This is a genomic window from uncultured Gemella sp., from assembly GCF_963525165.1.
GTDB lineage: Bacteria > Bacillota > Bacilli > Staphylococcales > Gemellaceae > Gemella.
In genome coordinates, this window is record NZ_CAURJN010000013.1 from 25,936 (window position 1) to 49,495 (window position 23,560).

A 23,560-nucleotide genomic window follows, 5' to 3' on the forward strand; every position below is an offset into this window, starting at 1 on the left:
AATGATCAATATCAATATAAAAGGTCTTTTAGTTGATGCTGATTTTTTAATGAATTATACTTCTCATAACTTATCTGGAGAGGAAGCTATGTTTCTTCTTCAGATAAGTTATTTGACAAATCAAGGGAAAATACCTTTTTCAATAGATTTATTTAAGAGTGAGCTGAATAAATCTGAAAATGAGATTTTTTCTATGCTTGATAATTTAATTAATAAAGGAAGCATAGTTATATCACCTGAAAGTAAGATTGCATTTGTTGTCTTTAATAATAAAGAAGAGTTTTATACATTGCGTGAATTGCTAAAATTAGTAGAGCGAGTTACTGGAAGAATATTAACTTCTAAAGAGATTGATATAGTGACTTCTTGGTTCGAAAAACAATATACAAAAGTACAGATAGATGAGGCTTTAACTTTATCTAAAAATATTAGTTATGTTAATGGTATATTAAACAATAAAGTAAATAATGATTTGCAATCAGAAAGTGGAAGTAGTTTAGGTTATGACTGGTTTAACAAATAGACAAAAAAAGAATAAAGCAAAAAAAGTTATGGAGTACTTAGATAAAGTATTTCCTAATGTAGAGTGTGAACTTGATTTTTCTAATAATTTGGAGTTGGTTATTGCTGTTCTCTTATCAGCACAGTGTAAAGATGAATACGTAAATAGAGCAACAGTGGGATTATTTGAACATTATAAGACAATTGACGATTATGCTGATGCTAGGGTAGAAGATATAGAAAAGTATATCCGAACACTAGGGCTATATAAAGCAAAATCGAAAAATATAGTTGGAATGGCTAATATGCTAAGGGATGTTTATGATTATAAAATTCCACAGACTAGAGAAGAGTTAGAAAAGCTACCTGGTGTAGGAAGAAAAACTGCTAATGTTGTTCTTTCAGTTGGATTTAATATCCCTGCTATTGCTGTTGATACACATGTTGAACGTGTAGCGAAAATGTTTGGATTAGCTGAATTAACGGATAGTCCGCTTCAGGTAGAAAAAGCATTAATGTCTATTTTCCCTATGGAAAGTTGGGGGAAAATACATCATCAACTAATTCATCTAGGTCGTTATAAACTTCCGGCAAGAGGTGAGCGAACTATTGACCCAGAATTAGAAAAATTATTAGTATTGAAATGAGAGGAGAAAGAATATGTTAATTATATTTATATTAGCTTGTTTTTTAATATTACTAGATCAACTTAGTAAAAATTTTATAGTTAATCATTTCTCATTAGGAGAAAGTAAGGAAGTTATAGCAAATTTCTTCAGTATCTCATCTCATAGGAATAGAGGAGCTGCATGGGGGATTTTACAAGATAGTCGTTTATTTTTCTTAGTTGTTACGGTTATCTTTATTGCTATTTTAACATACTATCTATTTAAGCAAAAAAATACTTTATCTAGTTTTGATAAAGGGACTTTTGCCTTAATATATGGTGGAGCAATTGGTAATTTTATTGACAGATTAACTAGACATGAGGTAGTTGATTTTCTTGATTTTAGAATTTTCGGATATGATTTTCCTATATTTAATTTAGCGGATTGTTTTATTTGTGTAGGGGTAGTATTTTTACTATTTAAGATCTATAAAGAAGAAGAGAAATAATAATAGAGAGCGGACTTTTTAAGTCATGCTCTCATTTTTAAATTATGCCTAGTAAAGAAGATATGAATATCTAATGGGGAAGATTCAAAAGTCCTAAAATTTAACAAGGTTTATATATATATAAGAACTCATAGACGCAGTGGTTTATTGATATCTAAATTCGCTTTATAGAAGTTTTTTAGATATTTAATAAACTGTGTGGGGGTGACTCGACAAAATCTTATTCCTCCGAAATTGCGATTTTTGAGTCACATCCTATGAAACAGCAGGAAAAGTTGACAAAAAAGAGAGTTTATATTAGAATAAGTTATGAGATAGAAAGAAGCCTTTTTAATCTCCTTTCCAGTCTCGATTCGTTTAAACGTAAATAATCTATAGTGATATAGAGGTGTAATAGAAGCACGTTACACTGCTTGGCAGAGCTTAAGAACTGTTCCTCGGCGACGAGCCTAAGAAGCACAATGAGGAGTTAGTCGATCACCACTTTGACTAATCGTAAGACCTGGTAGAGTCTTTTTCTAACCCGTGCTTAGTTTTATTTTGTGGAGTGAAAATGGATAATGTTGATTTGAAAAAATTGTATGATGACTATAAAAATAATTTTCATAATAATTCTTGTAAAGTAGAGATTAATTATAAAAAATTAAGTGAATTTATAGTCAAATTCAATATTTTAGATTTACATCATTTATTTGGTATACATAAACTTGAAAAAATCAGTGCTAGTAAAACAATAAAACTTTTAGAGAATAATGAGTTAGATTTAATAAAATATAGAAATTATAAAAAAATTAATGAAGTGGTTGATAGAATTAATAATTACAACTTTATTTCAGAAATTTTTATTGATAAAAAGTATAATTATTGTGTATTAGATAAAGATTTGAATAAAAACACCATGAATTTATCTGTTGTATTTTATAAAGAAGATGAGGATAAATATGTGGTATTTGGATTAAGAAAAATCTATAATAATGTATTTGTTCCTACTACTTTATATGAAGGTAGAGGGACTGCAATATATAAAAGTCGTAGACAAACAACGATAAATAATATTAAATGGTTAGGGACGACCAAAAGTCCTAAAATTTAACAAAGTGTATATGGTAACTCATAGACGCAGTGGTTTATTGATATCTAAATTAGCTTTATAAAAGCTTTTTAGATATCTAATAAATTGTGTGGGGGTGACTCGCCAAAATCTTGTTTCTTAAGAAATCACGATTTTTGAGTCACTTCCATTTTTTGTTATAATAAGATTATATTAGTATAAATATAAAGGAGTTTTAAATGTATTATTGTACTTATGAAAGCAAAATAGGGCTTTTATATTTAATTTCAGACGGTAAAAGTCTTAGTGGTTGTTATCTAGAAGGGCAGAAGTATTTTCCTAATAATATTGATAACTATCTTTTAAATGAAGAACTAGCTATATTTGTAAAATCTAAAGCCTGGTTAGAAAAATATTTTAATTGTGAAAATCCAAGTATAGATGAACTCCCCTTGAATTTTAATGGAACTGAATTTAGAAATACAGTATGGGGAGTACTTAAAGAAATTCCTTACGGGGAGATAGTTACATATAGACATATAGCAGAAATAATTGCTAAAACTAAAGGTTTAAAAACTATGTCAGCGCAGGCTGTTGGAGGAGCAGTTGGGCATAATCCACTGCTGATATTTATTCCCTGTCATAGAGTGATAGGTGCAGATGGAAGCTTAACAGGATATGTAGCAGGTCTAGAAAATAAGAAATTTCTATTAAATCTAGAATCCGATAATAATAATTATTAATTAAAGGCTGAAATATCACCCAACAATAGAAGAATATACGAAAATATGGTATAATTAATTAGATTAAATTTTTTATTAGGAGAAATAAATGAACGATAAAAAAATAGTATTTATGGGAACTCCAAAGTTTGCTGTTCCTGTTTTAGAAATGATAATAGAAAATTATGGTGTTGATTTAGTAATTACTCAGCCTGATAAAAAAGTTGGAAGAAAGAAAGTACTAACTCCGCCTCCGGTGAAAGTCGTAGCTTTAGAAAATAATATTAAGGTGCTACAGCCTGAAAAAATATCAATAGACGAAGATACTTATAGTATATTAAAAGAGTTGAATCCGGATATTATTGTTACGGCAGCGTATGGACAGCTTGTACCTGAAAAAATATTAGAGATTCCAAAACATAAATGTATTAATGTTCATGGGTCTTTATTACCGAAATTACGTGGTGGAGCTCCTATTCAGTATTCAATACTAGAAGATCATGGAAAAACGGGTATAACAATTATGTACATGGTTAAAAAACTGGATGCTGGAGATATGATTTCAAAAGTAGAGGTTGATATTCTGGATAGCGATAACTATGAAACTTTACATGATAAACTTTCAGTCGCTGGGCGTGATTTATTAAATGAAACTTTACCGAAAATTTTTAGTGGAGATATTAATCCGGAGAAACAAAATGACGAAGAAGCGACATTTGCTCGCAATATCTTAAGAGAAGATGAGAAGATTGATTGGAGCACTTCAGCTAGAGATGTATTTAACAAAGTTCGTGCATTAGATCCAACCCCAGGTGCTTTTACATATTTAGAAGGTAATGTACTGAAAATTTGGTCTAGTGAAGAAGTTAAATTAGACGTTGAAGTTAAGTTCGACAAAGTAGGAACTATTATTAAACAAGATAAGAAAAATATCTATATTCTATGTGGTAATGGGACTGTGTTAAAAGTAAATGAACTTCAAGTTTCTGGTAAAAAACGTATGCCTGTAGTTAATTTCTTATCTAATAAGAAGGATTATGTAGGAACAGTATTAGGTGAAGAAAATGAGTAGCATTAATGCTAGGCGTATTGCTTATGAAGTTCTGTACACTATTTTTCAAGAAGATGGCTATAGTAATATCACATTAAATAAATATTTTAATCAGTATAAGGTAGAAGAACAAGATAAGAGATTTATTAGTGAAGTAGTATATGGAACTATAAAAAATAAACTGTATCTCGAACATATTCTTAAATCTTATTCTAAAGGTAGAGTAAAACCTAAGGTTAAAGTTATTTTATTAATGAGTATTTATCAATTGCTTTACATGAATAAGACACCAAATTTTGCAGTTATTGATGAAGCTGTTAAATTAAGCAAGAAAATAGCAGGGAATATAACAGGGAAATTTGTTAATGGTATTCTTAGAAATATTGAGCGAAATGCAAGTGACCTAGGACTTAAGTATAAAAATAAAACAGAGCAGTTCTGTATAGAAAATAGCTGTCCAAGTGAATTGTACAATATACTTAAAGAACAATACGGAGTTGAAAAGGCTCAAAAAATAGTTGAGTCTTTTAATGAAAAGAGCAAAAATAGTATTAGATATAATCCTTTAAAAACCACTAAAGAAGAGTTGCTTGATAAGCTAGGTGATGCTGTTAGTGAAAGTGAGATTTGTGAAGATAGTCTAATACTAAACAAATTAAATTTGGATAGTAGTTTATTCACAAAAGGATATTATATTATTCAAGATGAGGCTAGTGCTCTGGTTGCATCGTCAATTGGCTTGCCAGTAGATAAAGAATATAAAATATTAGATACTTGTGCTGCTCCTGGTGGGAAAAGTTTACATATAGCAAGTAAGTATTTTAATTCTAGTTTAATTTCATGTGATAAATATATACATAAGCTTAAATTAATTGAAGACAACAAAGAGAAACTTGGAATTGCTAATATTGAGGTTAAAGAACAAGATGCTACTTTGAAGAATACTTCATTTAACGACAAGTTTGACATTGTTATTTGTGATGTTCCGTGTTCAGGTATAGGGGTTATAAAAAATAAACCTGAGATTAAGTATAAGATCACAAATTCATATGTTGAAGATATTGCCAAACTTCAATACGATATTTTAGAGAATAGCAAAAAATATGTAAAACAAGATGGAATTCTTATGTATTCAACTTGTACGATAGATAAGAGAGAAAATATAGAAAATATAGAGAAGTTTTTAAATGAGAATAAAGATTTTAGTTTAGAGAGTATTTCTTTAAATAATAGTATTGTAAAAACGAGAGAAAATGGTGTATTAGAAATACTACCTGATGAGTATAGTTGCGATGGCTTCTTTATCGCAAAACTTAAAAAAATGGAGGTAAAATGTTAATTTCAGATTTTAAAGGCTATAAAAAGTCTAGATGGTTAAAAGATTTCGAGAAAATGTCGATATATTCTTTAAGGCTTGATCAATTGGAAGAATATATTGTAAGTATCGGTGAGAAAAAATTTAGAGCAAAACAAATCTTTGATTGGTTATACAAAAAAAGAATTACAGATTTTTCAGAAATGAAAAATGTTCCTAAGTCTCTACAAGAAAAACTTGCTGAAGAGTTCGAGATTACAACTTTGAAAACAATTATTAAGCAAGAATCAGCTGATGGAACAATGAAATTCCTATTTGAGCTACAAGATAAGTATACTATTGAGAGTGTACTTATGAAAAATAAATACGGTAACTCACTATGTGTAACTACACAGGTAGGTTGTCGAATTGGATGTACGTTCTGTGCTTCTACACTTGGTGGTTTAAAACGTAATTTAGAAGCGGGGGAAATCGTTTCTCAAGTATTAAAAGTACAACAAGAATTAGATAAAAAAGATGAACGTATCTCAAGTATCGTAATTATGGGTATCGGTGAACCATTCGAAAACTATGATGAAATGATGGACTTCATTAGAATCGTAAATAGTGATGAAAGTTTTAATATAGGTGCTCGTCATATTACTGTTTCAACTTCTGGTATTGTGCCGAAAATTTATGATTTTGCGAATGAAAAAGTTCAAATTAATTTTGCGGTATCATTACACGCCCCAACTAACGAATTACGTAGTAAAATCATGCCTGTAAACAGAGCATATAATATTGATAAGCTTATGGAGGCTTTAAAATATTACCAAGAAACTACTAATCGTCGTATTACATTCGAATATGGTTTAATGGGGAAAGTAAATGATCAAAAAGAACACGCAGAGAAATTATCGGAAATTATAAAAGGTTTAAACTGCCACGTCAACTTAATTCCGATTAACTATGTGCCTGAACGTAACTATGTTAGAACTAGTAAGAGTGATATTTTCGCTTTTGAAAAAGTTCTTAAGAAAAATAAGGTTAATGTAACAATAAGAAGAACACAAGGTGATGATATTGATGCTGCTTGTGGACAACTTCGTGCTAAAGAACGTAAGGATGAGGTAAAAGGAGGAATTCCAGATGCCACTAGTATATTCGTATAATAGTAATAAAGGTAGAAAAGAAAAAAATGAAGATGCAATTAGTGTATCAAAGAACAAACAAGGAGCAGTAATTGCAGTTGTCTGTGATGGAGTAGGAAGCCATAGTAATGCAGCGTATTCTAGCAACTATATTGTGGCAACTTTAGAAAAAGAATGGCATGATTTAACATTTGCTAATTTTAACAATATGAAAAATTGGTTATATGAGAAAATTGAGCAGTTGAATAAAGAATTGTTCGAAAAATCACAAAGAAAAAATAAGAAAATGGGAACTACGATTGTTACTGTTGGAATTTTTGATAATCAAGTTGTAGTTTATAACATTGGTGATAGTAGCGCATATGGTCTTACTAGGGATAATGAGATGAATGTATTAACTGTAGAAGATTCTTTTGTTGGTGCTTTAATTAGTGCTGGTGCTATAACTGAAGAAGAAGCTAAAAATCATCCGGAGCGTCATGTACTGACACAGGCAATAGCAACTAAAGAAAATATTGATTTGCATACATTTATAGATGATGTGAATAACTATGATTATTTACTATTATGCTCTGATGGTTTAACGAATATGGTAGAAAATGAAGAAATTCAAAATATCGTTAGAAATAATGAATTGACATTTGCTGTTGATGATTTAATTGATAAGTGTGTTAAACGCGGGGGAGTAGACAATATATCAGTAGCAATAATTAAAAATCTAAGGGGTGACAACCATGATAAATAAAATTATATGTAATAGATATAAAATTTTGGATCATCTAGGAACTGGAGGTATGGCTACAGTTTGGCTAGGTTATGATACTATTTTAGATAGACAGGTAGCGATTAAAACATTTAAAATTGATGCGAATGATGAAGATGCGGTAAAAAGATTTAATAGGGAAGCCAAAGCGGTAACTAGCTTGTCTCACCCTAATATAGTGTCAATTTACGATGTAGAAAATGAAGGTGAATTTTATTATCTTATTTTAGAATATGTAGAAGGAATGACGTTAAAGGATTACATGATTAAAAATCCTCGTATTCCTATTGAAACAATAGTTCATATTGCTAAGCAAATTGCTGCAGGTCTTAGTCATGCACATCAAAATGGGATAATACATAGAGATATTAAACCTCAAAATATTTTAATGAATGAAAATCTAACATGCAAAATAACTGATTTTGGTATAGCAAGAGCCTATGGTGATACTACTCTTACACAAACAAATCAGATGTTGGGAACTGTTTACTATTTATCACCAGAGCAAGCGCGTGGGAATGTTGCAACAGCTCAAAGTGATATTTATTCACTAGGAATTTTAATATTTGAAATGATTACTGGACAAATACCTTTTAAAGGTGAATCTGCTGTAGCGATTGCTTTAAAACATCTGCAAGAGGAACTGCCTGATATAGATAAGTATAGAGAAAATGTGCCTCAAAGTGTGAAAAATATTGTCTTACAGGCGACTATGAAGAATCCTAATGAAAGATATATTAGTTCTAAAGAGTTATCTGATGATTTAAGTACTGTGCTTAATCCAGAGCGTTTGTATGAAAATAAATATACTGGATTTAAGATCTCTACACAACCTGTTCAAAATTATAATCAAACTCAGTACATTGATAAAAAATATAATGATTCTCAATATGATTATCCTGAGGAAAATACGTATGATGAAGATGATTATTACTATGAAGAAGACAATAGAAATAATAATCAGCGTTATCAATCTAAAAAACTCCCAAAAAATAATTATAATAGTGTAAAAAATAGAGATGAAAAAGAAGAGACATCTAAGGCTAAACATATTTTCCTTGCAATTTTAGCCATGGTTACTATCGTTGTTGGTACATTTTTCGTCTATAATTATGTTGTAGGTTCTAATAGTGTATCTGCACCAGATGTCCGAAATAAAACAGTAGAAGAAGCTAAAGTTCTAATTGTTAAAGTTGGTTTAGAAGTTGGAGATGTAACTGAAGTAGCAAGTGATGATGTAAAAGAAAAAACTGTTATTGATAGTGATCCTAAAGCAGGTAAAAAAGTTAAAAAAGGTTCAAAAGTTGATTTACGTGTTTCTTCAGGGAAGAAAACAGTAGATATGCCGAATTTTGTAGGTATGGATGAAGAAACTGTTAAGAAAAATGCTTCAAAATTAGGATTTAAAAATATTACAGTAGAAAAAGTGGAAAGTAATAATTATGATACCGGAAAAGTTGTTTCTCAAAATATAAGAGCGGGTTCAGAAATAGTTCCGAAAGATAAAGAGTTAATTATTCAAGTTTCTACTGGTAAAAAGAAAGTGACTATGCCTAATTTAGTAGGCGAAGATAGTGCAACTGTAGAAAGTACTGTAGAATCTTACGGATTTAAGCATGTTACTTATAAAGAGGAGTACTCAGATAAAGATGCTGGAACTGTTATTTCGCAAAGTATTAGAACAGGATCTAATATAGTACCGAGCGAAGAAACTTTAGAAATAATTATTTCTAAAGGAAAAGAACGTACTTCATCTCGTGATGATTCAAGTACTGATTCAAGATCAAACGATAATAGAAGCTCAAGAAATAACTCAACAAGAAATAGTTCTAGTAATAATAGTAATAACAGAACTAACAATAGCTAATTATTTTCAATAAAAGCACAGAAGAGATATTTATTGGTTTTACACTAAATTCGAAACATAAAAGTGTTTATTCGAATATGTAAAATAGCCATTTATTTCAACTGTGCTTTTTACAAAGTTATAAATTTATTTTATGGTGATTAATATGAATTTGACATTACAAAAAAAACTAGAATTACTCCCGGATAATCCAGGATGTTATCTATATAAAGATAATATTGGAGAAATTATCTATGTAGGTAAAGCAAAAAATTTAAAAAATAGAGTTAAAAGTTATTTTACAGGGACGCATAATAAAAAAACTCAGACGTTAGTATCTAAGATAGAAGACCTTGAATATATAATTGTTAATTCCGAAAAAGAGGCGCTATTATTAGAAAATAATCTAATCAAAAAATATAGACCTTACTTTAATATTCGATTAAAAGATGACAAAAGTTATCCGTATTTAATGATAACTAAAGAAGAACATCCTAGATTATTAATGACTAGAAAGTATAAAAAAAATAATAAAAATATCTATTTTGGACCTTATGTTGATATAAAATCAGCTACAGAGGTTAAGAAGATATTAGATAAAATATATCCATTAAGAAAATGTAATCCGGTCGAAAAGAGACCGTGTATGTATTATCAAATTGGAGAATGTATAGGACCTTGTGCTAAAAAAATTACTATTGATGACTATAAGATACAAATTTCTAAAATTAAATCTTTCTTAACGGGTAATACTAAAGAAATATTATCAGATTTGAGAACAAAGATGCAGGAGTATATTAAAAATTTGGAATTTGAAGCTGCTGGTCAAATCCATAGTTATATTAAGTCAATAGAGGTTTCTGTTCAAAATCAAGTTGTTGCGGATAGTACTAATGTGGACAGAGATTATATAGGATTTTCATTTAACGACGAATATATTTGTATCCAAATATTTTTATCAAGATTAGGTAATATAATTGAACGTAAGGTTGAATATTTTAATTTGTATGATAGCCCGGAGGAAATTTTATATTCATACTTATTACAATATTACGCATTAAATAAACTTCCAAAAGAAATATACATTGATGACGTTGATGAGAATTTACTTTCTGATGTAGTGGATTGTAAGATTATAATTCCAAAAAGAGGAAATCATAGAAAAATTTTAGATACTGTAAAAGAAAATGCAACGTATTACTTAAACAATAATTTAGCCATCGAAGAACTTAAAGAGCGAAAACTACAGGTCACACTTAATAATATTGCTGAAAAATTAGGGGTGCAGTCTATAAATAGTATAGATGCTTTTGATAATTCTAATATAATGGGTGTTGATGCAGTATCTGTAAAAGTAAATTTTACTAATGGTAAAAAGAATACTTACAATTATAGAAAATTCAAAATTGATGAATCGATGGGGATTAATGACGTACAAACTATGAAGGAAGTTCTTTATAGAAATTATAAAGATAAAAAAACCAATACGGAATTATTAATAGTCGATGGTGGAAAGAATCATCTTAATGTTGCTATTGATGTAGTCCATAAAACTCTAGGTTTATCTCAAATTAAAATCATTGGTTTAGCAAAAAATGAAAAGCACATTACAGAATATATTATTACTGATGATTATGAAATTATAGAATTTCCAAAGAGTTCGGCAGAATATTTATTCTTAAAGCAAATACAAGATGAGGTTCATAGATTCGCTATTACATATCATAGGGCGACAAAAAATAAAAATATGTATAAATCGAGTCTTGATGATATTAAAGGAATTGGTAAGGTAAGGAAAAATCTATTGCTAAAATCATTTTCTTCACTAGAGGAGATCAAAACTGCATCGGATGACAAGTTGTTGAAGCTTGGTATTCCGAAAGATGTTATAAGCAACCTAAAGGAAAAATTATAAATTATTAAGTTATCCATATTTTTTAAAATAAAGTATACGGATAACTTAATTTTTTTAAATAAATCTATAGTAATATTGCTAAAAGTATGGTATAATAACTTAAAGAAATTTAAAAAGTCGAGGAGGCAACTATGAAATTTTTATCATTCAGTTATAACGATAAAGAATTATATGGAGTAAAAGTAAAACGCGAAGAAAGTGCATGGGACTTAATTAAAGTACTAGAAGATTTTGATAATAATGAAACTATACCACAAACTTTAAGAGAAGCGATTGAAGTGTATGGTGTATCTTTTATAGAAAAAGTTAGAAAAGTACTAAAATTAGTAGAGGAAAGTAGTAATGCCGATAGCTATAAAGTACCATTTAGTAAAATAATTTGGCGTTCACCTATTACAAGAACACCGAAAAATATTCTTTGTGTTGGACACAACTATGAAGCACATGTTAATGAGCTTGGCGACGAGTTGGCAAAAACTCCTAAAGATGTTCTTATCTTTACGAAAGCTACAACAGCTTTAGCTGGAAATAATGAAGTAGTGCCATCTCATAAAAATATTACAGATAGCTTAGATTTCGGAGGAGAACTAGCTGTAGTAATAGCAAAACCAGGTAAAAATATATTAAGACCTCTAGTCTTAGATTATATCTTTGGATATACAATAATGAATGATATAACAGCTGCTGACTTACAATATAAACACGGACAATTTTTCTTAGGGAAATCACTAGAAAAATCAGCTCCAGTTGGACCGTATCTTGTAACTAAAGATGAAGTTGGTTCTCCTGAGTCTATGAATATTGTAACAAAAGTTAATGGTGAAATTAAACAAAATGCAATGACGTCTGAAATGCTATTTAGAATTGATGATGTTCTTGCAGAAGTTAGTAAAATCGTTCCTTTAGAAGCTGGGGATATCGTTGCTACAGGTACACCAGCAGGGGTTGGTTCTGCTCAAAAACCACCAAAATACTTACAACCTGGTGATGAAATTAAAATTACTGTTGAAGGAATTGGTACATTAACTACGGTTATTGGAGACTAAGTAGAAAGGAAAAATCATGGCAAAGAAAGCAAAAGATAAACAAGTTACACATATTGAAAAAGATGATTTAAAAGCACGTCAAGCCGCAATTAATGAAGCTATAAAAGTTATTGAAAAAGAATACGGTAAGGGTGCAATTATGGATATTTCATCAGAAAATCCAATTAAAGTGGAAGCAGTATCGTCTGGATCACTAGCAATCGATTCAGCTTTAGGTATAGGTGGATATCCTAAAGGACGTATTGTTGAAGTTTATGGACCTGAATCATCAGGGAAAACTACAATTGCACTTCACGCAATCGCAGAAGTTCAAAAAACTGGTGGAATCGCTGCATTTATAGATGCTGAGAATGCCCTAGATATTGAATATGCAAAAGCATTGGGTGTTGATTTTACTCCTGGTAAATTCTTCTTATCGCAACCTGACAGTGGGGAACAAGCACTTGATATCGCTGAAAAACTTATCTTATCTGGTGCGATTGATATAATTGTAATTGACTCAGTAGCTGCATTGGTACCAAAAGCAGAGATTGATGGGGTAATGGGAGCTAATCATATTGGATTACAAGCTCGTCTTATGTCGCAAGCACTTCGTAAATTAACTGGTCAAATAAATAAAGCTAATACTATCGCTTTATTTATTAACCAACTTCGTGAAAAAGTAGGAGTAATGTTTGGAAGCCCTGAAGTAACAACAGGTGGACGTGCATTAAAATTCTACTCTACAGTGCGTATAGATGTACGAAAAGGAGAGGCTATTAAAGGTGCTGATAGTGAAATTTTAGGTAACAGAACTAAAATTAAAATTGTTAAAAACAAAGTAGCTCCGCCGTTCAAGATTGCTGAAGTAGATATTATGTTTGGTGAAGGAATTTCAAAAATCGGGGAAACTCTTGATTTTGCAGTTGACTTAGATATTATTAATAAATCTGGATCATGGTTCTCATATAATGGTGAACGTTTAGGTCAAGGACGTGAAAATGTTAAAAAAGTCTTTGAAGAAAATGAAGAATTATATAATGAAATATATGCTCTTGTAAGGGAAGAGATGATGAATAAAACTGGGAAAAAAAGTATCTCAGTAGATGAAGATGAAGTAAATGATGATGCTGACGAACTTGATTTAGGGATAGAGACTTTAGGTGAGGTAGAATAGTAATATATGAATAAAAAAATATTTAAAATTGTATTATGGTTAATGATTTTCATTATATTAGCTAGTGGGTTTATTTCTGCAATAGCTATGTTCTTGTAATCTATATACAAACTAAATAAAAGGGGTTGCCCCAAAAGTCATAAATTTTAAAAGAAATTTATATGAGAACTCATTGACGCAGTGGTTTATCGATATCAAAATTCGTTTATAAAAGTTTTTTAGATATCTTATAAACTATGCGGGGGTGACTCGACAAAATCGATTTCTCTGAAATCACGATTTTTGAGTCACTCCCTTTTATTTTGAAAATATGATAAAATATTATTAGAGAAGAATAGGAGAAATAATAGTGAATTTAGTACAAAATATGAATGAAAATCAGCTAAAGGCTATACTAAAAACAGAAGGAGCTGTAATGGTTATAGCCGGGGCTGGTAGTGGGAAGACACGTGTATTAACAAATAGAATAGCTTATTTAATTTCTGAAAAAAACATCTTAGAAAATAATATCTTGGCTATCACTTTTACGAATAAAGCAGCTAAAGAAATGAAAGAAAGAATATACGCTCTTGTTGGGGAAACTTCAAAATATATTTGGATAAATACATTCCACTCTATGTGTGTAAGAATATTACGTCAACACATTGAACTATTAGGCTATAATAAAAACTTCACGATACTTGATACAAGTGAACAAAAAAGTATTATAAAGAATATTGTTAAATCTCTAGATTTATCAGAAGATGCATATCAACCTGCCAACGTATTAAAAATAATTTCAAATGCTAAGAATAGTTTAGTTTCAGTAAAAAAAATGAGAGAACAATCTCGTTTTGGTTTTATGAAAAATGTAGCAGAGATATATGCACACTATCAAAGTTATTTAAAGAAAAATAGCGTATTGGACTTTGATGACTTAATGCTTAAAACAATTGTTTTATTTAAAAAATTCCCTGAAGTTTTAGCGATTTATCAAAATCAATTTCAATATATTCATGTTGATGAGTACCAAGATACAAACGTTATTCAATATAGATTAATTAAAATGTTATCAGAAATACATAAAAATGTATGTGTTGTTGGTGATGATGATCAAAGTATTTATAGCTGGCGTGGTGCATGTAGTGATAATATAATAAACTTTGAAAAAGATTTTACCAATGTTGAATTAGTGTTCCTTGATCAAAACTACCGTTCTAATTCTACAATTCTTGATGCAGCAAATGCAGTTATTAAAAATAATACCGATAGGAAAGAAAAAGCTCTATGGTCTGAAAATAAAGGCGGAGGGAAAATTTCTGTTTATGCAGCATCTAATGACAAAGATGAAACAGATGATATAGCAAAAAAAATAGTTGAATTGAAAAAAGAAGGTATATCTTATAAAGATATCTCAATTTTATATCGAGCAAACTATCTTTCTCGTCAAATGGAAAATTCTTGCTTATCTTTTGGTATTCCTTATAAATTAATAGGTTCACTTAAATTCTTACAACGTCAAGAAGTCCGTGATTTACTTTCATACTTAAATGTAATTGTAAATAGAGCTGATGAATTTAGTCTGAGAAGGATAATCAATGTTCCTAAAAGAGGTATAGGCGCTAGCTCAATAGATAAAATTGATAAATATGCTGAACAATATGGTATTTCTTTATTTGAAGCTTTAAAAAATATTGAAGCAATAGGAGTGTCTAAAAAAATAGTAACCAATATCCAATTACTAACAAATCTTATTGAGAAATATTCAGAAGTAGGAAAATATTCAATAGATGAATTAATTATAGGAATTTATAAAGATTCAGGTTATGAAAGTATGTTAAAAGAATCTAATGATCCTTATGCAGAAAGTAGAATTGAAAATATTTCTGAGTTGGTTTCTTCTGCTAAACAATTCTCAAGCATGAATGATAGTCTTATTGATTTTATCTCGGAAATGTCCTTAACTTCAGATGCAGATGATGAAAATCAAGAAGATGCGGTAGTTTTATCTACAGTCCACGCTTCTAAAGGATTAGAATACAAAGTAGTCTTTATAATGGGATTAGAGGAGAACTTATTCCCATCCATTAGAGATGCTGAGAGTAGTGCTGATGAGAAGAATAAGATGGAAGAAGAGCGTCGCTTAGCATATGTTGCTATTACACGAGCAAAAGAAAGATTATTTATGTCGTACGCAAACAGACGAATGCAATTTGGTTCTATCAAGATGAATAAACGTTCTAGGTTCTTAGATGAAGTCCCTAACAAACTTATGCATTTCGAATCTTCATTTGGAGGAAGTTTTGAAAGCACTGATTCAAATATAGATCAAGCTAATAAGTTTATTAGCAGGCTTAGTCCAAAAATTAAGATTTCAGAGAAACCTAAGACTTTAGTTAGTACGAATTATGGTGTAGATGACATTGTACTTCATAAAAAATTCGGAGAAGGTAAAGTCTTAGACATATCTGCTGACAGTGTAAAAGTTGAATTTAGTGAGGTTGGTGTAAAAACTTTATTAATTGAGTATGCTAATCTGACTAGAAAGGATTAATAAATTATGAAACAAATTCAAGAAGAAATTTCCAAGCTAGTTTCTTTATTAAACAAATATTCATATGACTATTATGTTGAAGATAATCCGCAAGTTTCTGATACTGAATATGATACTTTATATAAGCAATTAGAAAAACTAGAAGAGAAATATCCTGAATTAATTTTAGAAAATTCTCCTACACAAAGAGTAGGGGACAGAGTACTTGATGAGTTTGAAAAAATTACTCATAAAGTACCGATGTTAAGTTTATCAAATACATTTTCTACAGAGGATTTAAAAGAATTTGATGCTAGAGTGTCAAAATTAGTTCCTAATGAAAGGGTTGAGTATATATGTGAATTAAAAATAGATGGTCTTGCAATTTCTATTAACTATGAGAATGGTAAATTAGTTAGTGCTGCTACTCGTGGGGATGGAACTATTGGTGAAGATGTAACTGAAAATATAAAAACTATTTTCTCTATTCCGAAAGTTTTGAAAGATAATAGATCATTTGAGGTTAGGGGAGAGGTTTATCTTCCAAAGAAATCTTTTAATATTCTAAATAAAGAACGTGAGGAAAATAATGAGTTATTATTTGCGAATCCTCGTAATGCAGCAGCAGGATCTTTAAGACAATTGGATTCAAAAATAACAGCAAAAAGAAGATTATCCGCGTTTATTTATTCAATAGTAGGCGATGATAGTATTGTTTCTCAAGAAAATGCATTAAACACAGCAAAGGAATATGAACTTCCTGTAAATCCTAATTTCAAACTTTGTAAAAACATTGATGGAGTAATTGAGTATATTAATTACTGGACAGAAAACAAACAAAATTTACCTTATGATATCGATGGAATTGTAATAAAAGTTAATTCTTATAGAGTTCAAGAAGAAGTAGGATATACACAAAAGAGCCCGCGATGGGCTACAGCATATAAGTTCCCAGAAGAAGAACTTGCAACCAAATTATTAGATGTAGAACTTAGTGTAGGTAGAACAGGGATTATTACACCTGTTGCAATTTTAGACCCAATCGTAATTTCTGGTTCTACAGTATCTAAAGCATCTTTACATAATAAAGATATTATTGACGAACTTGATATTCATATTGGAGATATGGTCATAGTAAAAAAAGCAGGCGAGATTATTCCTAAAGTAGTTCGTGTAGTTAAAGAATTACGAACTGAAGGAACTACAAAATATCAAATGCCATCTACTTGTCCATCTTGCCATCAGGAAACTTACGTGAAAGAAAATGATCCTTTTACAAGATGTAAAAATCCAGATTGCCCTGAGCAAAATATTAGAAGGATAATCCATTTTGCCTCAAGAGAAGCGCTAAATATTGAAGGACTTGGTGATAAAGTGGTAGCGACTTTATATGATAAAGGTATCATCGCGCATACCATCGATTTATTCTCCTTGGATAGAGCTAGATTAATTTCATTGGAGCGTATGGGAGAAAAGTCTGTAGATAATTTGTTAAACGCCATTGAGAAATCAAAAGAAAGCTCACTTGATAAAGTAATCTTTGCACTTGGAATACTAAATGTTGGAAAAAAAGCAGGAAAGATACTTGCAGAAAAATATTTGAACCTTTCTAATTTTATGAATGCAACATTAGAAGAACTTATTAATCTTGATGATGTAGGACAAATTACAGCAGAATCTATTTTAGATTATTTATCAGATGACAATAACATCCAATTTATAAATGATTTGATTAGCGTTGGAATGAATCCTCAATATGAAGTTACTGCAGTCAACTCTGATAATATTTTTTCAGGAAAAACAGTCGTGTTAACTGGTAAGCTTGTTGAATTAACAAGAAATGAAGCGAAAGAATTTTTAGAAAAAAATGGAGCAAAAGTTACAGGAAGTGTCACTTCAAAAACTGATTTAGTTATTGCTGGAGAAAAAGCAGGTTCGAAACTCGCAAAAGCTGAACAACTAGGTATTGAAGTAATTAACGAAGAGCAATTTGCTAACATGGTAAGAGAGGTGGAATAATGGATAATAAATTACCGTATAAAGTTTTTGGTATAGTAATTGTGTTCGTATCAATCATTACATTTTTCATCATGAACTATAATTCAGTACCAGTTTCATTTATATTCTTTACTGTTAAATTACCTTTAACAATACTATTCTTCGTATATTTCTTTATGGGGATAATCGCAGCTAGTTTTTATTGGTATCAAAAATATAAAAGTTTAGCTAAAAAATATGAAAGAACAGAAAAATTATTATTTACTAAAGAAAAATTAGAAGATAACAAAGAATAAAGTAAACTCACTGAACGAAAAGGGGTGAAAAAATGGGGATAAAATATAATTGGATTTATCCTAGTTATGATGAAAATTTTATAAAAGAATTAGAGGCATATAGTATTTCTAAAAATATAGCTAAAATATTAAATGCTCGTGGTATTACAGACATGACCGTTGTCAAAAAATACTTTTCTGATGAATATGAAGAAGGTTATGATCCATTTTTAATGCATGACATGCAAAAAGCTGTAGATAGAATTAATGAGGCGATTGAAAATGAGGAGGAAATACTTGTTTATGGTGATTATGACGCAGATGGAATTACATCAACAGTCCTATTAGTCGAAACATTAATATCGATGGGAGCAAATGTATCGTCATACATTCCAAATCGTTTTGAAGAGGGATATGGACCAAATAAAGAAGCTTTTACTAAAATAATTAATTCAGGAATTTCTTTAATTATTACAGTTGACAATGGAATTGCAGGGGTAGAAGAGGTTAATTTAGCAAATGAATTGGGCTGTGATGTGATTGTTACTGATCACCATAAAATTCAAGATACTATGCCTAATGCTTATGCTATAATTCATCCTGAGCATCCAGATGGTAATTATCCTTTCAAGAAATTAGCTGGAGTAGGAGTTGCGTTTAAACTAGCCCACGCATTATTGGAAATATTTCCAGATTTCTTATTAGATCTAGTTGCAATTGGTACAATTGCAGATATGGTATCTATTACGGATGAAAATAGAATCTTTGTAAAACAAGGTTTAGAGTTGTTAAATGAAGATCCACGAATAGGTCTTAAGATGCTACTTGAATTATCTAGTATTGATACAAAAATTGATGAACAAACAGTTGGTTTTTATATAGCTCCTAAGTTGAATTCTATAGGTAGAATGGATAGTGCAAAATTAGGATTAACTTTTCTAATGGCAGAAGATCCTGTAACAGCAAAATCATTAGCTGAGCAAATTGAACAATACAATATTGAACGAAAAAAAGTTACCGAAGATATTGTAAAAGATATTATAAATAAAATTGAAACTTCTGATAAAAAAGAAAAGAATGTAATTATGGTATCCGGCGAATATCATGAAGGAGTTCTAGGTATAGTGGCATCTAATATTGTCGAAAGATATCAAAAACCTGTATTTATTATGAATGAGAAGGATGGTGTCCTTAAAGGATCAGCGCGAAGTATTTTTGATTTTAATATTTACGTAGCTATGAATAAAATCTCTGATTTATTCCTTGCATTTGGAGGTCATACACTAGCTGCTGGATTTTCTTTTGATGCGAGTAATTTTGATAAAATTGAAGGATTTTTAGATAATGAATTTGAAGAATTTAAAAAACATAACGAATTAAAATCAAGTAAGAATATTGATATAGTAACTTCACTTGAAGATATTAGTTATCAGTTTTTAAATTCCTTAGATGTATTAAAACCTTATGGTATGGATTTCGAAAAACCTAATGTATTAATAGAAAATGCAATGGTTCTTAATAAAGCATACTTTGGTTCTGAAAAACAATATTTAAGACTTACTATTGCAGATGAGGTTGGAAATTTAGAATGTATTAGCTTTAAAGATGTTGCAGCGTTTGATAAAGTCGAAAAGAATGACATTGTTGATTTGTTATGTACTTTGGATAAAAATAACTTTAATGGACGATCAAAACTACAGGCTCATATTATTGATATAAATATTAAGGAATTTTTATTTGAAGATTTGAGATTTATGAACTATGATATTTCAAAAATTGACAATAAAGCAATAAAGATTTCTAAAAAAATTGATGACAGGGATAACAATTTCTATTTATATAAAGATATTGAACAACTAGAAGAAAATATTGAAGATATCTACTTATTAGACATTCCTACTAGTAAGGAATATATTGAAAAATTAATTAAGTTAAATCCTAAGAAAATATATTTAATTTGTGAAGAAAAGCAAATATTATCTGATGTTTATTTAATTGACAAAGATAGATTGATTAAACTTTTTAATATAATTTTATCTACGCCTAATAAACAAATTAATATTGCACAGCAATTAGATAAACTATTATCAGTCTTAAAAACAAATGTAGATAGTTTAAAAATTATGATTCAAATTTTTAAAGAATTAGAGTTAATAACTTTTGTAAATAATACAATAATACTAAATCCAAATTATAAAACTGTTGATTTGAAAAAATCTCCAAGTTTTGTAAAGATGGAAAGTATATTTGAAATGGAAAACTTACTTTTAAAAGAGAGTATAGTAAATATTGATAAATTATTCAGTAAAAAGTAACTATATAAAAAGGAGAACAAAATGAAAATTTTATACTTTTGGGATGCATACTGTGGTTGGTGCTATGGATTTGATAAAATATTCACTAAGTTTTATGAAAATCATTCAGATGTAGAAATTGAAATAATTTCGGGTGGATTATTCTTTGGAGATAATAGCAAAAAAATTAAAGAATATGGATATTTCCAAGAAGGAAATAAAAAGATTTCTGAAATGTATGATGTAGAGTTTGGAGAAGAATATAATAAAGTGCTTGAAGAAGGTGAAATGATACTAAACTCTGTTCATCCGGCAATAGCCATGGATGTTGTAAAAGAATTTATACCAAATTCAAAATTATTAAATTTTGCTTATGATATTCAATGTAAATTTTTTATCGAAGGAAAAAGTCTTAGTGAAGTGAAAACATATGTAGAATTATCTGATAAATATGAAATTGATAGTTCTGATTTTGCCTTAAAATTAACTATTGCTTTTAAAAATCCTAATCCTATTCACTCGGACTTTATAAAAACACTGAACTTAGGAATTGAAACTTATCCAACAGCAGTATTAGAAAAAGAAGGCGAATTTTATGATTTAAGAGGTTATGCAACAGAACCTGAGGATATTGAAATACATTTTAACTTAATAACAAAAAGATTTTAAACAGTTATATTAATTATTTTTTTATTGTGACAAATTTATGTACGAATTATTTTAGTGGATAAACCTATGAATTCAATGGTTTTTAAATTGAATTCTTGTATTTATTCACTAATTTTTTTTTATTTTTTGACTTTTTACTTGTATCTTATTTACTGTTGTAGTATAATATGTTTATAATTAAACGATACTGATTATCAGTATAAAATTTATTGGAGGCATTCTATGACAAAAAAATACAATAGCAAATTCATAGCTGGATTAGCAGTTCCTATCTGTTTAACAATAACTACTACGGGAATATCTAATCCTATATTAAATACAAAGTTAAATATCGCTTATGCTCAAGGTGAACAAAGTGAAGGTTTTAAAATCTACGAAGCTGAAATAGGAGGAAGTGGTTCATTAGAATTTACTGTCGAAGGTAAAGATTCATCTAATGATATATTTAACAAATACTGGAAAAATGTTGATAAACTATTAATCGATGGGAAAGATTTCGGTTTTGATAGTGAATCATCTGCTTCTAAAAATTATACATTATATGGTAATACTGTATATATTAGTAATAAAGATATAGAAGCTCATTATAATAAACAAAAGAAACACAAAATTGAATTTATTTTTAAAGATGGTTCAAAAGCTGCATATGAAGACGAAGGGTATGTAGAACCGAGTACTGCTACATCAACACCAGCAACTAATACTTCATATGCTCAAAAAGATTTAGTTACTAATGTAGAAAAGAATAGCTATGGGGATGAGTTAAACATTACTCTTGCTGATGGATTTAAAGCAGAAGATGTTCTTAAAAATACTAAAGAAGTTATTATTAATGGAAAAACCTTCAACAAAAATCTTTTTAGCAAAAACTGGAAAGGTCAAATCGTTACTTTCGATGACGGTGGAGACAGTCTTAAAGCATTTAAAGCTTGGAACTTTGATGGAGACAATACAATCGTATTCAAAGCAAATGACGGTAGCGAAAGCAAAGCATATACTACTGGTAATAAGGTAGCTGAAGAAAAACCAGCTGATAATAAATCTACAGAAAAACAAGATACACCAGCAACTAATACTTCATATGCTCAAAAAGATTTAGTTACTAATGTAGAAAAGAATAGCTATGGGGATGAATTAAACATTACTCTAGCTGATGGATTTAAAGCAGAAGATGTTCTTAAAAACACTAAAGAAGTTATTATCAATGGAAAAACTTTCAACAAATCACTTTTTAGTAAAAACTGGAAAGGTCAAATTGTTACTTTCGATGACGGTGGAGAAAGCCTTAAAGCATTTAAAGCTTGGAACTTTGATGGAGAAAATTCAATCATATTTAAAGCGAACGATGACAGTGAAAGCAAAGCATTTACTACTGGTAATAAAGTAGTCGAAGAAAAACTAGCAGATAATAAAACTACAGAAAAACAAGGAGAAAAAACTTATTCACTTACTGACAAGTTAGAAGATGGTGAATATACTTTAGGATTTAACGCTTTATATGCTGATGGAAGACAAGGTACTTCTATGTTAGAAGGTTTCTTCGATAAAAATGTAAAATTAGTAGTTAAAGATGGAAAAATGAGTATTACAATGTTAAACACTTTATTCGCTCATGGTTTATATGATTTTGCCATTCAAAATAAGGGTAAATGGGCATCAGGTGTGAAAGAAAACTTTGGTGAGAAGAACTCTGCAGGTCAATATGATAAAGCGTTATTTACTCTTCCTGTAGAAGATTTAGACCAAATACATTTAGGTGGTGTTATTGTTTCTTATATGGGCTCTCTTGAGAGTGATAAAGGAAACTTCGATAAATATACAACCGTAAAACTAAAATTCAAACCTGAAATTAAAAAAGGATGGAATGGATTCGAGTTAGTTGAGAAAAACAATGAAGAACGTAAAAAAAGTGATGATCTACTTCAGAAAAAATTAATTGCTAATGGGGTAGATACTAACAAAGACGGTAAAGTAACAGAAGATGAATTAAAAAACTTTACAGGTGATATCAATATTGGTTCATTAGAAATTGATGGCAAAGTTGATAAAGGTGCAATTTATAATTTAGATTTATTAAAACACATGGGCCCTGGAGTTAAATCATTCTCATCTGACAGTAATAACTTGGGTGAATTACCTGAAGATTTATTCAAAAATGCAGTTAATATTGAGCGTATTAACTTAGGAGGAAATGGTGTTA

The 23,560-nt window shown here is 29.6% G+C and carries 19 protein-coding genes; all 19 read left to right on the forward strand.

Going from position 1 to position 23,560, the window contains the following annotated elements; translation table 11 throughout:
- Position 1: 1 nt before the first annotated feature.
- Positions 2–523: a hypothetical protein gene (locus tag RWQ74_RS03970; RefSeq protein WP_314396999.1), complete on the forward strand. Its 522-nt coding sequence runs from the start codon at positions 2–4 to the stop codon at positions 521–523.
- On the forward strand, positions 504–1,148 hold the full coding sequence (gene nth / locus RWQ74_RS03975) for an endonuclease III (protein ID WP_314397000.1): 645 nt from the start codon (positions 504–506) through the stop codon (positions 1,146–1,148). The genes RWQ74_RS03970 and nth overlap by 20 nt, the downstream gene beginning before the upstream one ends.
- A 13-nt stretch (positions 1,149–1,161) precedes the next feature.
- The gene (lspA, locus tag RWQ74_RS03980; protein ID WP_314397001.1) at positions 1,162–1,617 is read left to right on the forward strand and encodes a signal peptidase II; all 456 of its coding nucleotides are present in this window, start codon (positions 1,162–1,164) and stop codon (positions 1,615–1,617) included.
- A gap of 553 nt (positions 1,618–2,170) precedes the next feature.
- Complete coding sequence (locus RWQ74_RS03985) at positions 2,171–2,710, forward strand: PBECR4 domain-containing protein (protein ID WP_314397002.1); 540 nt, start codon at positions 2,171–2,173, stop codon at positions 2,708–2,710.
- A gap of 197 nt (positions 2,711–2,907) precedes the next feature.
- Entirely contained in the window at positions 2,908–3,411 is a 504-nt protein-coding gene (locus RWQ74_RS03990; protein WP_314397003.1) for a methylated-DNA--[protein]-cysteine S-methyltransferase, read from the forward strand.
- Between the two features lie 88 nt (positions 3,412–3,499).
- On the forward strand, positions 3,500–4,462 hold the full coding sequence (fmt, locus tag RWQ74_RS03995) for a methionyl-tRNA formyltransferase (protein ID WP_314397004.1): 963 nt from the start codon (positions 3,500–3,502) through the stop codon (positions 4,460–4,462).
- The gene (gene rsmB, locus RWQ74_RS04000; protein ID WP_314397005.1) at positions 4,455–5,780 is read left to right on the forward strand and encodes a 16S rRNA (cytosine(967)-C(5))-methyltransferase RsmB; all 1,326 of its coding nucleotides are present in this window, start codon (positions 4,455–4,457) and stop codon (positions 5,778–5,780) included. Before fmt ends, rsmB begins: the two co-directional genes overlap by 8 nt.
- A complete protein-coding gene (gene rlmN, locus RWQ74_RS04005) occupies positions 5,774–6,907 on the forward strand; it encodes a 23S rRNA (adenine(2503)-C(2))-methyltransferase RlmN (RefSeq protein WP_314397006.1) in 1,134 nt (377 codons plus the stop codon). Before rsmB ends, rlmN begins: the two co-directional genes overlap by 7 nt.
- Positions 6,885–7,631 (forward strand): protein phosphatase 2C domain-containing protein, encoded by a 747-nt coding sequence (locus RWQ74_RS04010; RefSeq protein WP_314160460.1) that lies wholly within the window; start codon positions 6,885–6,887, stop codon positions 7,629–7,631. Before rlmN ends, RWQ74_RS04010 begins: the two co-directional genes overlap by 23 nt.
- The gene (pknB, locus tag RWQ74_RS04015) at positions 7,621–9,516 is read left to right on the forward strand and encodes a Stk1 family PASTA domain-containing Ser/Thr kinase (protein WP_314397007.1); all 1,896 of its coding nucleotides are present in this window, start codon (positions 7,621–7,623) and stop codon (positions 9,514–9,516) included. The genes RWQ74_RS04010 and pknB overlap by 11 nt, the downstream gene beginning before the upstream one ends.
- 145 nt (positions 9,517–9,661) lie before the next feature.
- Complete coding sequence (gene uvrC / locus RWQ74_RS04020; protein WP_314397008.1) at positions 9,662–11,410, forward strand: excinuclease ABC subunit UvrC; 1,749 nt, start codon at positions 9,662–9,664, stop codon at positions 11,408–11,410.
- A gap of 131 nt (positions 11,411–11,541) precedes the next feature.
- On the forward strand, positions 11,542–12,456 hold the full coding sequence (locus RWQ74_RS04025) for a fumarylacetoacetate hydrolase family protein (protein ID WP_314397009.1): 915 nt from the start codon (positions 11,542–11,544) through the stop codon (positions 12,454–12,456).
- 16 nt (positions 12,457–12,472) lie between these two features.
- A complete protein-coding gene (gene recA / locus RWQ74_RS04030; protein ID WP_314397010.1) occupies positions 12,473–13,612 on the forward strand; it encodes a recombinase RecA in 1,140 nt (379 codons plus the stop codon).
- A 349-nt stretch (positions 13,613–13,961) separates the two neighbouring features.
- Positions 13,962–16,145, forward strand: coding sequence for a UvrD-helicase domain-containing protein (locus RWQ74_RS04035; RefSeq protein WP_314397011.1), 2,184 nt, complete (start codon positions 13,962–13,964; stop codon positions 16,143–16,145).
- A 6-nt stretch (positions 16,146–16,151) separates the two neighbouring features.
- The gene (gene ligA, locus RWQ74_RS04040; protein ID WP_314397012.1) at positions 16,152–18,143 is read left to right on the forward strand and encodes an NAD-dependent DNA ligase LigA; all 1,992 of its coding nucleotides are present in this window, start codon (positions 16,152–16,154) and stop codon (positions 18,141–18,143) included.
- Complete coding sequence (locus RWQ74_RS04045) at positions 18,143–18,418, forward strand: DUF1049 domain-containing protein (protein WP_314397013.1); 276 nt, start codon at positions 18,143–18,145, stop codon at positions 18,416–18,418. The genes ligA and RWQ74_RS04045 overlap by 1 nt, the downstream gene beginning before the upstream one ends.
- Positions 18,419–18,450: 32 nt before the next feature.
- A complete protein-coding gene (recJ, locus tag RWQ74_RS04050) occupies positions 18,451–20,712 on the forward strand; it encodes a single-stranded-DNA-specific exonuclease RecJ (protein WP_314397014.1) in 2,262 nt (753 codons plus the stop codon).
- A gap of 21 nt (positions 20,713–20,733) precedes the next feature.
- Complete coding sequence (locus RWQ74_RS04055) at positions 20,734–21,360, forward strand: thioredoxin (RefSeq protein WP_314160470.1); 627 nt, start codon at positions 20,734–20,736, stop codon at positions 21,358–21,360.
- A gap of 222 nt (positions 21,361–21,582) precedes the next feature.
- A partial coding sequence (locus tag RWQ74_RS04060) for an NEAT domain-containing protein (protein WP_314397015.1) occupies positions 21,583–23,560 on the forward strand: 1,978 nt, incomplete at its 3' end.